Origin of the sequence: Sphingomonas qomolangmaensis, assembly GCF_024496245.1 — a bacterium.
Lineage (GTDB): Bacteria > Pseudomonadota > Alphaproteobacteria > Sphingomonadales > Sphingomonadaceae > Sphingomonas > Sphingomonas qomolangmaensis.
In genome coordinates this window covers 521130-535581 of record NZ_CP101740.1, presented here as the reverse complement: position 1 = coordinate 535581, position 14452 = coordinate 521130, and the positions used below count along the sequence as shown (strand labels likewise).

The 14452-nt window shown below is 65.0% G+C and carries 11 protein-coding genes; 6 read left to right on the top strand and 5 right to left on the bottom strand.

Annotation, left to right across the window (positions count from 1 at the left end):
• Positions 1-8: 8 nt before the first annotated feature.
• The 4 genes from NMP03_RS02615 to NMP03_RS02600 form a co-directional block, all read right to left on the bottom strand.
• The gene (locus NMP03_RS02615) at positions 9-632 is read right to left on the bottom strand and encodes a response regulator transcription factor (protein WP_256506991.1); all 624 of its coding nucleotides are present in this window, start codon (positions 630-632) and stop codon (positions 9-11) included.
• Complete coding sequence (locus NMP03_RS02610; protein ID WP_256507985.1) at positions 629-2098, bottom strand: PAS domain-containing sensor histidine kinase; 1470 nt, start codon at positions 2096-2098, stop codon at positions 629-631. Before NMP03_RS02610 ends, NMP03_RS02615 begins: the two co-directional genes overlap by 4 nt.
• Before the next feature lie 535 nt (positions 2099-2633).
• On the bottom strand, positions 2634-2975 hold the full coding sequence (locus NMP03_RS02605; RefSeq protein ID WP_256506990.1) for a response regulator: 342 nt from the start codon (positions 2973-2975) through the stop codon (positions 2634-2636).
• Positions 2976-3035: 60 nt separating this feature from the next.
• Entirely contained in the window at positions 3036-3839 is an 804-nt protein-coding gene (locus NMP03_RS02600; protein ID WP_256506989.1) for a universal stress protein, read from the bottom strand.
• A 178-nt stretch (positions 3840-4017) separates the two neighbouring features.
• Here NMP03_RS02600 and NMP03_RS02595 point away from each other — a divergent pair, with 178 nt between their 5' ends.
• Positions 4018-4593 carry an NAD(P)H-dependent oxidoreductase gene (locus tag NMP03_RS02595; protein ID WP_256506988.1) on the top strand — a complete coding sequence of 192 codons (576 nt, stop codon included), beginning with the start codon at positions 4018-4020 and terminating at the stop codon, positions 4591-4593.
• Positions 4594-4800: 207 nt separating this feature from the next.
• On the opposite strand, the gene NMP03_RS02590 is transcribed toward NMP03_RS02595, so the two are convergent.
• Positions 4801-7764, bottom strand: a complete 2964-nt coding sequence (locus tag NMP03_RS02590; RefSeq protein ID WP_256506987.1) for a TonB-dependent receptor plug domain-containing protein — start codon at positions 7762-7764, stop codon at positions 4801-4803.
• Positions 7765-8371: 607 nt separating this feature from the next.
• Here NMP03_RS02590 and NMP03_RS02585 point away from each other — a divergent pair.
• From NMP03_RS02585 to NMP03_RS02565, 5 genes are all read left to right on the top strand, one after another.
• Positions 8372-9109 (top strand): GntR family transcriptional regulator, encoded by a 738-nt coding sequence (locus tag NMP03_RS02585; protein ID WP_256506986.1) that lies wholly within the window; start codon positions 8372-8374, stop codon positions 9107-9109.
• A gap of 77 nt (positions 9110-9186) precedes the next feature.
• A complete protein-coding gene (locus NMP03_RS02580) occupies positions 9187-10578 on the top strand; it encodes an amidohydrolase family protein (RefSeq protein WP_256506985.1) in 1392 nt (463 codons plus the stop codon).
• Entirely contained in the window at positions 10575-11888 is a 1314-nt protein-coding gene (locus NMP03_RS02575) for an MFS transporter (protein WP_256506984.1), read from the top strand. The genes NMP03_RS02580 and NMP03_RS02575 overlap by 4 nt, the downstream gene beginning before the upstream one ends.
• The gene (locus NMP03_RS02570) at positions 11885-12670 is read left to right on the top strand and encodes a gluconate 2-dehydrogenase subunit 3 family protein (protein ID WP_256506983.1); all 786 of its coding nucleotides are present in this window, start codon (positions 11885-11887) and stop codon (positions 12668-12670) included. The genes NMP03_RS02575 and NMP03_RS02570 overlap by 4 nt, the downstream gene beginning before the upstream one ends.
• Positions 12670-14451 (top strand): GMC family oxidoreductase, encoded by a 1782-nt coding sequence (locus tag NMP03_RS02565; RefSeq protein ID WP_256506982.1) that lies wholly within the window; start codon positions 12670-12672, stop codon positions 14449-14451. The genes NMP03_RS02570 and NMP03_RS02565 overlap by 1 nt, the downstream gene beginning before the upstream one ends.
• Position 14452 lies beyond the last annotated feature (1 nt).

Sequence of the window (14452 nt, the reverse complement as noted above, 5' to 3'; positions counted from 1 at the left end):
GCGCGCGTTCAGCCGTGGGTTTTCCCCAGGCCTGCGGCAAAGGCGATCCGCAGCGCATCGGACAGGCTGCGCGCGCCGAGCTTGGCCATGACGTTGGCGCGGTGCACCTCGACGGTGCGCGCCGATATGCCAAGGTCATAGGCGATCGTCTTGTTGGGATAGCCCTGCGCCAGGCCGTCGAGCACCTCGCGCTCGCGCGCGGTGAGCGCGCCCAGCGCGACATCGGCTTCGGCGGCGCGCACCAGCGCATGCGCGGCAGTATCGATCCGGTCGAACGCGCGCGCGATCGCGCCGAGCAGCACGTCGCTGTCGAAGGGCTTTTCAATGAAATCGACCGCGCCCGCCTTCATCGCACGCACCGCGATCGTGACGTCGCCATGGCCGGTCAGCACGATCACCGGCATCGCGATCCCGCGATCCTTGAGCGCCTGCTGGACTTCGAGCCCGTCCATCTCGGGCATCCGGATGTCGAGCAGGATGCAGCCGGGCTCGGCGTGGCGCGCTTCCTTGAGGAACGCGACCCCCGATTCCCAGGTACGCGTGGCGAACCCCGACGTCTTCAGCATGAAGCTCGCCGACCGCCGAACGCCATCCTCGTCATCGATCACATGCACCAGCCGCCGATCGCTCATTCCACCGCTTCCTTTTCGAACTGGACCACCGTGAAGTGGAACGCGGTGCCGCCGCCTTCGCGCTGCTCCATCCATATCCGGCCGCCATTTGCCTCGACGATCGTCCGGCAGATCGAAAGGCCGAGCCCCATCCCCCCCGCCTTGGTGCTGTTGAACGCGCGGAACAAGCTTTCTGCCACCGCGGGCGCGATGCCGGTGCCGGTATCGGCCACCGTCAGGCGGACGAACCCTGGCGCATCGACATGCGTCGACACCGCCAATTGGCGTACAGGGGCGTCGGACATCGCCTCGATCGCGTTGCGCATCAGGTTGATGAGTACCTGCTGGATCTGCACCTTGTCGACCAAGACGCAAGCCGCATGCGGATCGTGCGCGAACGTCGCGGTCACGCCCCTTTCATGCGCGCCGATCAGCGCCAGGTTCGATGCTTCCTCGATCAGTCGCGGCAATTCCTCGACGCTCTTTTCGACCTCACCGCGCGCGACGAATTCGCGCAGTCGGCGGACGATGTCGCCCGCGCGCAGCGCCTCGCGCGAGGCGTCCTCGATCGCATCCTCGATCATCTGGCGGTCTTGCGGATCGCCCTCGCGCGTCAGGTTGCGGATGCCGCGCATGTAATTGACCACCGCGGTGATCGGCTGGTTGAGCTCGTGCGCCAGCGTCGAGGCCATCGTCCCCATCGCGCTGACGCGCGCGGCATGGACCAGGCTCGATCGCAATTCCTCGACGCGTTCCTCCATCTGCTGCTTCTCGGTCAGGTCGCGGATGAAGCCGGTGAAGACGCGCTCGCCATCGGTCACCGCCTCGCCCACCGCCAATTCCATCGGGAAGGTGGTGCCGTTGCGCCGCAGCCCGATCACCGTGCGCCCGGTGCCGATGATCCGCCGCTCGCCGGTACGCATATAGCGTTCGAGATAGCCATCATGCCGTTCGCGATCGGGGGTGGGCATCAGCCGCTTGATATTCGTGCCCGCGACTTCGCCCTCGGCATAGCCGAACAACCGCTCGGCAGCGGCGCTGAACGACAGGATGTCGCCCGATCGATTGATGACGATCATTGCATCGGGCACGGTCGACAGGATCGAACGGAGGTGGTTGGCGCTGGCGCTGGCCTGGTGCTCCCCCGCACGCTGTTCGGTAACGTCGCGGATGACGGTGCCATAGCCACGCAGCCGATTGGCCTTGTCGTACAGCGCGGTGATCAGCACGTGCGCCAGGAATTCCGAGCCGTCCTGACGGACCCGCCAGTCCTCCTCGTCGACCTTGCCCATCTTTCGCGCACGTTCGAGATCGGCCTGCGGCTTGCCTGCCGCCGCGGCCTGCGCCGAATAGAACAGCGAACAATGCTGCCCCACGATCTCGCCAGCCTGCCAGCCCTTCAGCCGGCGCGCGCCTTCGTTCCAGATTGACACCCGCCCCGCCGGATCGAGCATGTAGAGCGCATAGCCGCTCGCACCCTCGATCATCAGATTGAGTTCGTCGGCGAGCTCGTCGGCCTGGATTGTCCGACGCGCGATCCGCTGCGAAATCCAGATGACCCCCGCGGCAGCGAGCAGGAAGGGGAACACCCCCATCATGCCGACCCCGCCCGGATCCCAACCGAACGCCATCGCCACCACCACGCTGAGCGCAGTCGCCAGCAACGCCGGTCCGACGCCGCCGAATACGCCGGTGAACAGCACCGCCACGATGCACGGCAGATAGGGAGAGGCAGCGGGAAGCGCGCGGATCGCGACGAGATGCACCAGCACCGCCACACCGATCGCCCCGGTGGCGACGGCGTAGCCAGACACGCGCGGTTGCAGGGCAGCTATACGAATGGGCTACATCCCGCCTTTCAACACTCACGATCCGCTCACCCGCCGTGCGCCGCGTTTCCGCAGCAACGATGGCGTGGCTATGTCATTATCAGAAAACCGTCTTTTGCGCGATATCGGCCGATGGCCATTCGAAACGATACCGCGGGTAAGCTGAGCGAGGCCCAACGCGCATTTGCGACTGCTAGAATAGCTTCGCCAGCGCATTGAGCAGGTCGAGGCGCCCCACCGGCTTGATGAGGACCGCTGCGAACCCGGCACTATTGGCTGCTGCGGCCCGTCCAAGGTGCGGCGATCGGGTCACCAATATCGCCCTGCCCTGCCATCCCGAAGCCCGCAGCACCGACAATAGCGCGCCGCCGCCGGCGTGGAAAACGCCGTCCGCCAACAGCAGGACATGCGCATTACGCGAATAGGCGTCGGCAAGCGCGGGCGGTACGCCGTCGAATGAACGGACCGCGAAGCGCAGTCCCTGCAGCATCAGCTGCAGGCTACGCCGGACGCTGTCTTCGGGCTCGACGATCAACGCGCGACGATCGCCGGTCATCCCGACATCGGGTTCAGTAGAATAGCCCAAGACCGGTGTTCAATGTGCCAGGAAGATCGGCACCGGGCATTGCTTGAGCATGCGCCTGGTAACCCCGCCGAAGGTCGCCTCGACGAAGCGGCTGTGACCGAAGCCGCCCATGACGACATACGCCACGCCGAGCTCGGCCGCGGTGGCCAGGATGAGCGCGCTCGGCAGATCGATCAGCGACGAATGGCGGCGGATCATCGATTTGATGCCGTGGCGCGAAAGATAGGTCGCCGCTTCGGTGGCGGGTACCTTCAGCGAGCCGTCGTCGATCTCGAGGATCGTCACCATGCGGCCGTGCTCGAGCAGCGGGATCGCTGCGCGCAGCGCCGCCTCCGATTGCGGCGACCCGTCCCAGGCAAGCAGTGCGCTGCCGAACGCATCGAAGCGCTTGGTGGTCGCGGGCACCGCCATGATCGGCCTGCCGGTCTTGACCAGGACCTCGCCCACCAGTTCGAGCATGTCGGGGTAGAGGATATCGTCGAGCTCGCGGTTGAGCACGATCAGGTCGGTCATCACCGCCGCATCGCGCACGCACTGGCCCAGAAACCCGCGCGCATCGCGCCAGGTATAAGGAACGTCCTCGACGCGAAGGCGCGCCTCCATCCGCGTCCGGTTGGCGCTTTCACGCTGCTGTTCATCGGCCATCAGCAACGCGGTGCCGCCCATATCGGCATAGTCGCCGACGAAGATCGGGGCGACCGCGACATCGATGCAGGTCAGATGCCCGTTCAGCGCGCGGGTGATGTCGAGCGCGGTCTGGAACCGCGCCTCCTGGCCGGGATCGTCATGCAAGAGCACCAGCACGTTCTTCATCGTTGCCTCCTCAACCGAATGATTGCGAGGCTATCGGCAGCCAGGCGGCTTCGACATTGTGGATGTTACGGAGGGGCGCCGGGGATCGAATGTTAGCAGGACCATCGGCGGATCGCTGTGCTGGCCCTTGGGACAGCTACGTATTTTGGTGGTCGCCTCGCGCAGGCACAGTCGCGCGATGAGCAAGAACATCCTGATCATCGATGGCCATCCCGATGCCGATCGCGGCCGCTATGTCCATGCGCTGGCCGATGCCTATGCCGCCGGCGCAAGCGACAGCGGGCACAAGATAGAGCGCCTCGAGCTCGCGACGATCGACATTCCGTTCCTGCGCTCGCGCGCCGAGTGGACCGACGGCACCCCGCCCCCCGACATCGCCGCGGCGCAACAGGCGATCCGCCGGGCCGAGCACCTCGTCATTCTCTATCCGCTCTGGCTCGGCGACGTGCCCGCGCTGCTCAAGGCGTTTCTCGAGCAGGTGGCGCGGCCCGGATTTGCGCTGGCCGAAGGGACGATGCCGCGCCCCTTGCTGACGGGACGATCGGCGCGGCTGGTGGTGACGATGGGGATGCCGGCGTTTTTCTATCGCTTCTACTACGCCGCGCACAGCGTGAAGAGCTTCGAGCGCAACATCCTCAAGCTGGTGGGGATCGACCCGGTCGAGCACACGCTGATCGGCAATGTCGAGGGCGACACCGAAACCCGCAAGGAATGGCTCGACCGGCTGTTCAACCTCGGCACCGCGGGCGCCTGAGCCGCCTTGCCGAATGAAACGGCACGGACCGCCCTCGGCGCTGGCATTCCTGCGCGACACGATCGGCGGCGATGAGCACCCGCCGCAGCTGACCGGCGGAATCGTCGCGGCATCGATCGTCCCCGGACACAAAAAACCGCGCCACGGGGCGCGGTCCCTTGCGATCGGCGGACGGACCGCTGCTGGCCGACCGCCCGATCGACCGGCTTACATCTTGAAGCGCATCCCCAGGCGGAAGGTGCGGCCAAGCATGTCGTACAGCGCAGGGTTCGAGAAGAAGGGCGACAGCGCCGGATCGCGGTTGAGCAGGTTGTCGACCTTGAAATAGGCGGTGACGTCCTCGGTCACGTTCAGCGTGCCGCCGATGTCGAGATAGAAGGCGCCGGGGACGAAATTCTGGTCGATCGTCGGGGCGTTCGAGGTCGAAACCGGGCACGAGCCCGCTTCGCACACGACATAGTTCGCACCGATCTTGCCGTCGCTGAACCAGCGTTCCTGCACCAGCAGCGAGAAATTATCGTTCTCGTAGCTTTGCGTCGCCAGCCACTTCCAATCGGGGGTGTTGCCCAGGTTCACGCCTGCGCTGTCGGCCGGCACGGTGTTAGGCAAACCGGTATCGGTGATGAACTCGCGCACATGCGTCGCCAGCGCGCGAACCGAGAAGCTGCCCGGCAGGCCGAGCGGCTGGACCCAGCGATAGCCCGCTTCGATATCGAAGCCGCTGGTCTTGATCGACGCCAGGTTGAAGGCCTGGACGTTGATGAAGTTCGGGCCGTTGGTGTTGTTCAGGTTGAACGCGCTGCACGTCTCGGGAACCAGCCCCTGGAAGCACAGATCGACGATCTGGCCGGCGCCGATGCTCGAAATGACGTCGTCGATCTTGATCGAATAATAATCGACCGAGACGCTGAACCCCGGCAGCCAGGATGCGCCCGACAGCGCGATCCCCAAATTGGTGTTGCGTGCGATTTCGGGCCGCAGCTCGGTGTTCCCGATCGAGTTCTGCAGCGCCAGGATGTTGCGGTTCTGGAACGGATCGAAGAAATTGGGCAGCGTCGTCGTGACCGGCGCCGCGAACAGCTCGGACAAATTGGGCGCGCGGACGTCGCGCGAGGTCACGCCGCGGATGCGCAGCCCGTCGATCGGCAGATCCCAGGTGCCGCCGATCTTCCACGTCCAGACGGTGCCCGAGGTCGAGTAATCGGTGATGCGCGCCGCGCCGTTGATGTTCGCACGCCCCATCGCGTCCGAATTGATGACGGGAAGGTCGAGCTCGAGATAGGCTTCCTTGACGCCATAGGCGCCGTTGCCGTTCTTGTAGTTGCCCGCATACCAGTTGTTACCGTCGGCGAGCAGGACCGGGTCGAAGGGGTAGTCGGCATTGTTGGGCGTATTGGTGATGCCCGCGCCATAGGGATCGGCTTCGACGCGGTAGAATTCGTGGCGGAACTCGGCACCGAACGCGACCGACAACGGTCCTGCCCACAGATCGACCGGCGAGCCCGAGAAGTTCACCCCGATCACGTCCTGCGACAGTCGCGTCCGCTGATAGGGTCCCTGTTCGGGCTGGACATAGCGCAGCGCCGCCTCGGACGGATTGCCGCCGATGATGTTGAGCGGCTGGCAACCGCTCGCGCGCGCTGCGGCGCTGCGGCACACGATCGCGCCGTTCAGCATCACCGCGTCGATCGCCTGGTTGAAGCGGTTCGACAGCAGGATGTTGTCGACATCGATATCGGCATAGGTCGTGCCGTGCTGGTAATAGATGTCGTAATTCCAGTCGCTGCCGCCCACCGGCAGCGCGCCCTTGATACCGACGACGCCGCGATACTGGCGGCGGTCGGTCGAAACCTGGGTGTTGCCGAGTGCTGCGTTGCTGGTGCCATAGCGGAAGCTGGTGATGCCCGCGGTCGCGCATTGTGCGCTCACCGACGCAGGCACGAACGGGTTCGCGCACTGGATCGTGAGGTTGGGGCGGTTCTGGCCGTTGATCGGCTGGTTGTTGGTCTTCACCTGGCTGACGCTCAGCGACAGATAGACCTCGTTGTTGGGCAGGAAATCGAAGCCCAGCCGGCCATAGCTGTTCATCCGCTCGATGCCCGACTTGAGCGAACGCCCAGCATCTACGTTGCCCGAAAGATCGCCGCCTTCGCAGAAGCCGGCGAAGCATCCGATGACGGTCCCCGCGGCATTGCCCGAGGGTACGCCGTTCGATCCGTAATCAAACTCGAACGGGCTGCCCGATTGATCGAAGGCGATGCCTTGCAGCGGGCCGGCGGTGATCAAACCATATTTGGTAAAGCCGATCGACTGCGCGAAATCGCGGATCACATATTGCGGCGATCCGTCGTTGAGCACGCCGCGGTTGACCAACGTTCGCTGGGTGTACCAGTCGCGACCATTGGCAAGGTCGATGCCGAACTCGCCCGGCCCGACGCCTGCTTCGTCGGCATATTCGGTGCTGACGACCAGATGCAGGCGATCTTCCATGAAGCTGGTGCCCGCCGCGAGCTGGACTAGGACCGATTCGTCATCGCCATAATCGGTGATGCTGCCCTGGACGTTCCCCTTGACGCCCTTGAACCGGGTGTCGGTGATGAAGTTGACGACACCGCCGACCGCATCGGAGCCATAGGATGCCGACGCGCCGCCGTTGACGATGTCGACGCGCTTGATCAGCAGCTGCGGGAACAGGCTGACGTCGGGCGAACCGGTGACGTTGGCACCGACGACGCGCTGGCCGTCGAGCAGCGTCAGCGTGCGGATCGCGCCGACGCCGCGAAGCGAGAACGAGCTGAGCCCCTGCGCGCCGCTCGAGGTGCTGAAGGTGTTGACCTGCGTACCGCTCGAACCCTGGAGCGAGGGAAGCTGCGACACGGTGGTGAAGATGTTGGGCTGGGCGTTGGCTTCGATCTGCGCGTCGCCGATCACCGTCGTGGGGGTCGGGGCGTTGAAGCCGCTCGAGACGATGCGCGAACCGGTAACGACGACGTCCTGCACCGACGCAGCGCTGTCGGCTTCGGCCTGCGCGGGAAGCGCCGTTTCGTCGGGAGCGGCGGGCGCGGCCTCTTGCGCCATCGCCGGCGTCGCGAGGCAGCACGCAATCGCCAGAACGCTCGCGAACCGAATATGCGCCGTCGCGCGGCCTGACCCATTAACGCCGTTTCGCATCACATCATCTCCCGGATTGATATCGACATTTATCGTGCTCGCGACGGGCCGCGCCCCTTCCTCAGGGTGCGCAGACCGCCGCTTGCCGTAAGCGAATTTCTATCCGCATTGGATTAGATGTCTGAGAAAAGATTTCAAGCGGTTTTTAACAAATCGTATCTGATTTGATTTATTGACCACGAGATACTATAGCATATGCTTTTTACTTCGGTATACTGGTCTATTAGTCAATAGAGTGGGACTATATGAGCCATAACGATATGTTTCTGACTATCGGTGGACTACCGGTCTGGACATTTTAACAGACGCTTCGTGCGTATTATTTGCCGATCCTGCGGAATCGCCCAAAGAGATTTCGGAGTCAGGTTCGCGCATCTGCCATCCACCCTTCGCATATTGTCCGACAACCTACCGGGTCCGCCCCGCCAATCGCCTCCCAAGCGACCCCCTGTCGCGATCGCACTGGCCGCGACCTACGATTCGCTGAATTTTGCAAGATGGTCGAAAGGGTGTGCGTTGGGCAGGCACAGGTCCGCTGCGGCCCCTTTCGCAGGAGAATAATATCCTATAGGTCATGTATAGATACTTGTTACGAAGCGAAACGACGATGCGGCAGACCTATAACGACCCCAATGCGCTGGTGGACGGCGCCGCGCCGCGCCCGCGGGGCGCCCGGCCCTCGGCCGGCCCGACGATGGTCATGCAGGCTTATGACCACCTGCTCACCGCGCTGATGACGCTGCAGATCGCCCCCGGCGAGCGGATCGCGATCGATCAGGTCGCGCGCCGGTTGAATATATCGCAGACCCCGATCCGCGAAGCGCTCAGCCAGCTCGAAGCCGAGAAGATGGTCTGCAAGGTGCCCAATATCGGCTATCGCGCCAGCCCGCAGATGACCCGCGACGAAGTCCGCGACCTCTATACGCTGCGCCAGCTGATCGAGCCCTATGCCGCCGCGCGCGCCGCCGAAGCGATCACCGAGGAGGCGATCGACGTGCTGCGAACGATCGACCGCGACATGTCGAGCGTCGTCGACGGCGATTCGAGCGCCTATCCACGCTTCGCCGAGGCCGATGACCGGCTGCACCGGTTGATCGCGACGCTCAGCGGCAACCGGCTGATCGCCGAGACCGTCGAGCGCCTCCACGCCCATCTCAACATCTTCCGCGTGCTGTATCGCACCAACGCCCCCACCGAGGCGGCGGCCGAGCATCGAATCATCATCGACGCGCTCGTCGCGCGCGACTCGGGCGCCGCCGAACGCGCGGTGCTCGAACATCTCGAACGCTCGCAGCAGCGGATGGACAGCGTGCTTGCCGAGAACGAGGAAGCCGCACCGGCGTAACCGCCGATGATCGCTTGACACACCCCGCTCACCCCCATAGTTCGAATCGTATAGGATACGAAAATAGGGAGAGGGCGATGCGGCGATCACAGCTGCGGCCTGTTGGCATGATAGCCGTCGCGGTCACGCTTTGCATGGCGCAAGCCACTGCGCGTGCCGAAACGGTCGTTCTCGAACATTTCACGTTGATCGACGGTAAAGGCTCGGTGCCGCAGCGCGATCGGTCGCTGGTCATGGTCGACGGGCGGATCACGCAAGTCGGCCCCGCCAGCCGGATCCGGGCCCCGCGCGGCGCCAAGCGCGAAAATCTGCGCGGCGCCTTCGTGATGCCCGGCCTGATCGACGCCCACGTCCATCTCGGGCTGGTCGACGGGATCGACCAGAACTTCACCAAATATTACGACGGCGACAATATCGAGCAGCAATTGAAGCTGTACGCTGCCTATGGCGTGACCTCGGTCTACACGCTCGGCACCGACGGCGACGACATCCACCGCGTCATCGCCGATCAGCGCCGCATCGGCCGGATCGACAGCGCCCGCGCCTTCACCTCGGGCCGCGGCGTCGTGTTCAAGGGCAGCTATGGCGGCGTCCCCGGGCTCGAACAATCGGTCGCCACCCCTGCCGAAGCGCAGGCGATGGTCCAGCGCGAAGTCGCCAAGGGCGATGATTTCGTGAAGTTGTGGGTCGATGACGAGTTCGGCGACTTGGCCGACCGGATGCCCAATTCGATCAGCAAGCCGACGATCGATACCGCGCACCAGCTCGGCAAGAAGGCGGTGGCGCACATCTTCTACCACGACAACGCGACCGCGCTGGTCGGCCAGGATGTCGATGGCTTTATGCACCAGGTACGCGACCGCGCGGTCGATCCTGCGCTTCTCACGTCGATGAAGGCGAAGGATGTGTGGCAGATCGCCTCGACGCTTAGCCGCGAGGCGTCGTTCACCTACAAGCTGCTGCCCTTCGTCGACGAGCCCTTCTTCTCGCGCGGCGTCGCCCCCGCGACGATCGCCGCGCTCAAAAGCCCCGAGCGCCAGCAGCGGTTGGCAACGGGCAAGCATTTCGCCAAATACCCCGCCGCACTGCGCAACGCGTCGGCCAATTTCGGCACGATGGCCAAGGCCGGCGTTACCTATGGCATGGGCACCGATAGCGGCCCGACCGCGCGCTTTCCCGGCTATTTCGCGCATTGGGAATTGGAGTTGATGGTCAAGGCCGGGGTGACCCCGCTGCAGGCGCTGACCGCGGCGACGGGCACCAATGCACGCTTCCTGGACGCACGCGACATCGGCACCGTCGAAAAGGGCAAATGGGCCGACCTGCTGGTACTCAACCGCGATCCGACCGCCGATATCCGCAACACCCGCGCGATCCGCACCGTCTATGTCGCGGGGCGCAAATTGCCGACGATCTGGCAGACCTGCGTCGGCCGCCCCGCCGACGCCTGCGGCGAGGCGCCGAAATGAACACCCCCCTCACCGCCGATGAGACGCTCGCCACCGAGTCCGCCCAGCGCCCGACGCGCACGCGGCATGTCGTCCTGTGGATGACGGTGCTCGCCTATCTGATCACGTATATGGACCGCGTCGTCATCTCGACCGCGGCGCCCTCGATCCAGGAAGAGTTCGGCTTTTCGCTGGTCACGATGGGGTGGATCTTCGCTTCGTTCCAGATCGCCTATGCGCTGTTCCAGATCCCCGGCGGTTGGCTTGGCGATCGCTTCGGCCCGCGCCGGGCGCTGACCGGGGTCGTGCTGTGGTGGTCGATGTTCACAGCGGCGACCGCGCTGACCTGGTCGGCGGGATCGATGATGGTTTCGCGCTTCCTGTTCGGCATGGGCGAGGCGGGCGCCTTCCCGATCGCCACGCGTTCGCTGTCGCGCTGGACCCTGCCCGGCGAGCGTGGCTGGGCGCAGGGGCTGACGCATGCCGGCGCGCGGCTGGGCGGCGCGATCACCCCGGTATTCGTCGCGCTGTTGATCGTCAGCTTCGGCTGGCGGATGCCCTTCGTTGCGTTTGCGTTGATCGGCGTCGCCTGGGCGGGGCTGTGGTTCTGGTTCTATCGCGACACCCCGCGCGAGCATCGCTCGGTCAACGCCGCCGAACTCGCGCTGATCGAGGGCGAACTCGGCCAGGGCAAGCCGCGCAGCAGCGTTCCCTGGCGCAAGCTGCTCGCGCAGCCGCAGCTGTGGACGCTGTCGGCGATGTATTTCTGCTACGCCTATTGCATCAACATCTTCCTGACCTGGTTCCCCAAATATCTCCACGACGCGCGCGGCTATGACCTGGCGATGATGGGGCTGTTCGCGAGCATGCCGCTGATGGCGGGGGTAGTCGGCGACTTGGCCGGCGGCTGGAGCTCGGACCGGCTCGTCAAGCGCGGCGCGGGGCTCAAGATGGCGCGCCGCGTGGTGGCGATCATCGGCTTCCTGATCGCCGCCGCGATGATCCCGCTCGCTGCTTCGATCGAAGCACCGATCGCGAGCATCCTGTGCTTCTGCGTCGCGCTGTTCGGGCTCGAACTGACCGTCGGCGTCTCGTGGGCGGTCACGCTCGACATCGGCGGCGAATATGCCGGTTCGGTGTCGGCGGTGATGAACACGCTCGGCAATATCGGCGCGGCGATCGCGGCGGCGGTGACCGGTTATATCGTCAGCGCGAGCGGGTGGTTCGCGGCGTTCGCGGTGCTCGCGGTGCTGTGCCTGATCGCCGCCGCGTTGTTCCTGCGGATCGACGCATCGCGCCCGCTCTATGTCGAAGGACCCCCTGCGCCATGACCGACCACAAGCTCACCGACCGTCGGACGCTGCTGAAGTTCGCAGGGCTGGGCATGGGCGCCGCAGCGGTGCCGGGTACGCTCGGCGCACAGCAGACCGACCCCGTCGCGCAGACCGGCGCCAATCCGGTGCCGCCATCGGGCGGCCATGCCGGCCACGCCATGGCGGGGCGCACCCCTGCCCCTGCGACCGACGCGGCACCCGCGGGCTATATGTTCCTCGACACCGAAGAGGCGGCGTTCGTCGAAGCCTTTGTCGACACGCTGATCCCCGCCGACGAATTGTCCGCCAAGGGCAGCGAGCTCGGCGTCGCGACCTTCATCGATCGCCAATTATATTCGGCCTGGGGCCAGGGCCGGACGATGTACCTGCAAGGCCCGTTCGTCGAGGGAACCCCCGAGCAGGGGTACCAGTCGGCGCTGACGCCTGCCGATATCGTGCGGCTCGGCATCGCCGAGGCGAATGCGGTGGTCCGCAACACCTATGCCGACAACAGCTTCGATACCGTCACCGATGCCGAGCGCGTGGCGATCGTCACCGCGCTCGAGGCCGACAAGATCGCGCTCGAGGTGGTGCCGACGCCGGTCTTCTTCCGGATGCTCTTCCAGCTCGCGATGGACGGCTTCTTCGCCGATCCGCTGTATGGCGGGAACAAGGGCAAGGCGTCGTGGAAGCTGCTGGGCTATCCCGGAGTCGGCGAAATGTATTCGGACAAGATCGCCGAATGGCGCAACAAGCCGTTCCGCGTCGAGGAACCCATGTCGATCCAGGATTTCGGTTGATGGCAGTCAAGCTTCCCCCCGTCGATGTGGTGATCGTAGGGTCGGGCTGGACCGGCGGAATCGTCGCCAAGGAACTGGCGCCGACGGGCCTCAAGGTCGTGATGCTCGAACGCGGCCGGTTCCAGGACACCAGCCCCGATTTCGCCGCGCCGCAATCGCACGACGCGCTCAAATATTCGCGCCGGCTCGAACTAGCGCAGGATCTGTCGAAGGAGACGGTGACCTTCCGCAACGACGCCAGCCAGACCGCGCTGCCGATGCGGCAATATGGCTTCTTCATCCCCGGCACGAATGTCGGCGGATCGGGCGCGCATTGGTCGGGGCTCACCTGGCGCTGGTCCGAATGGGAACATCGGATGCTGTCGGGCACGGTCGAGAAATATGGGCGGTCGATCATCCCGTCGGACATGCACCTGCAGGACTGGCCGATCGCCTATAAGGACATCGAGCCCTATTACGACCGGTTCGAGAAGGTCTGCGGCATTTCGGGCAAGGCGGGCAATCTGCGCGGCAAGATCCAGCCCGGCGGCAACCCGTTCGAGGCGCCGCGCCGCAACGAATTCCCGCTGCCGCCGATGACCGCGGCGCAGAGCATGGTGATGTTCGAGGCGGCGACCAAGAATCTGGGGTACAACCCCTTCCCCATCCCCACCGCCAATTGTTCGGGCGATTATGTGAACCCCGACGGCGTGGCGCTGGGCCAGTGCCATTATTGCGGCCACTGCACCAATTACGGGTGCGAGGCGAACGCCAAGGCGAGCCCGCATTTCACGATGATCCCGCTGGCGCGCAAGAACCGCAATTTCGAGCTGCGCACCAATTCGATGGTGATGAAGGTCAACCTCGACAGCGAGGGTAAGCGCGCGACCGGCGTCACCTATGTCGACGCGCGCGGGCGCGAATATGAGCAGCCCGCCGATTTGGTGGTGCTCGGCGCCTTCGTTACCGGCAACGTCCAGCTGATGCTGTATTCGGGGATCGGCAAGCCCTATGACGCGCAGAGCAATACCGGCGTGGTGGGGCGCAACTACGCCTTCCAGAGCCTGGGCGGCGCGCGCGTCGAGGTGCCGCGCGACACCTTCATCAACCCGTTCATGGGATCCGGCGCGCTCGGCACCTGGATCGACGATTGGAACGGGGATAACTTCGACTTCGGCAAGGCGGGCTATATCGCCGGCGGTGGCATCAGCGCGGGCCAGAACAGCGGCGATCCGCTGAACTATCACCCGACGGGTCCTGGCCAACCGCGCTGGGGTGCCGGGTGGAAGAAGGCGATGGCCGATGGCTATCAGCATTCGACCGGGGTCGGGTTCCAGGGCGCGGTGATGTCGTACCGGCAGAACTTCCTCGATCTCGATCCCACCTATCGCGATGCCTGGGGCCGGCCGCTGCTGCGCGTCACCTTCGACTGGCAGGCCAACGAACAGAAGATCATCGCCGCAAATACCGCGATCTGCCAGCAGATCGCCGCCGAGATGAGCGGCAAGAAGGCTTCGGCCACGCCGGCACCGGGACGGCTGATCCCCGGGCGGCGCTTCTCATCGGTGCCGTATCAGACGTCGCACAATACCGGCGGCGCGGTGTTCGGCGACGATCCGCGCACCAGTGCGGTCAACAAATATTGCCAGTCGTGGGACGTGCCCAATGTGTTCGTGCTGGGCGCAAGCGCGCTGCCGCAAAATGCCGGACGCAACCCGACCGGCCCGGTCGGCGCGCTCGCCTTCTGGGCCGCCGACGCCATCACCAACCGATATCTGAAGCGCCCCGGGCGCCTAGTATAGC

Bases quoted from the DNA above. Each gene is read 5' to 3' on its own strand.
- NMP03_RS02615 (WP_256506991.1), bottom strand. From the start codon at position 632: ATGAGCGATCGGCGGCTGGTGCATGTGATCGATGACGAGGATGGCGTT.
- NMP03_RS02610 (WP_256507985.1), bottom strand. From the start codon at position 2,098: ATGATCGAGGGTGCGAGCGGCTATGCGCTCTACATGCTCGATCCGGCG.
- NMP03_RS02600 (WP_256506989.1), bottom strand. From the start codon at position 3,839: ATGAAGAACGTGCTGGTGCTCTTGCATGACGATCCCGGCCAGGAGGCG.
- NMP03_RS02595 (WP_256506988.1), top strand. From the start codon at position 4,018: ATGAGCAAGAACATCCTGATCATCGATGGCCATCCCGATGCCGATCGC.
- NMP03_RS02590 (WP_256506987.1), bottom strand. From the start codon at position 7,764: ATGCGAAACGGCGTTAATGGGTCAGGCCGCGCGACGGCGCATATTCGG.
- NMP03_RS02585 (WP_256506986.1), top strand. From the start codon at position 8,372: ATGCGGCAGACCTATAACGACCCCAATGCGCTGGTGGACGGCGCCGCG.
- NMP03_RS02580 (WP_256506985.1), top strand. From the start codon at position 9,187: ATGCGGCGATCACAGCTGCGGCCTGTTGGCATGATAGCCGTCGCGGTC.
- NMP03_RS02575 (WP_256506984.1), top strand. From the start codon at position 10,575: ATGAACACCCCCCTCACCGCCGATGAGACGCTCGCCACCGAGTCCGCC.
- NMP03_RS02570 (WP_256506983.1), top strand. From the start codon at position 11,885: ATGACCGACCACAAGCTCACCGACCGTCGGACGCTGCTGAAGTTCGCA.
- NMP03_RS02565 (WP_256506982.1), top strand. From the start codon at position 12,670: ATGGCAGTCAAGCTTCCCCCCGTCGATGTGGTGATCGTAGGGTCGGGC.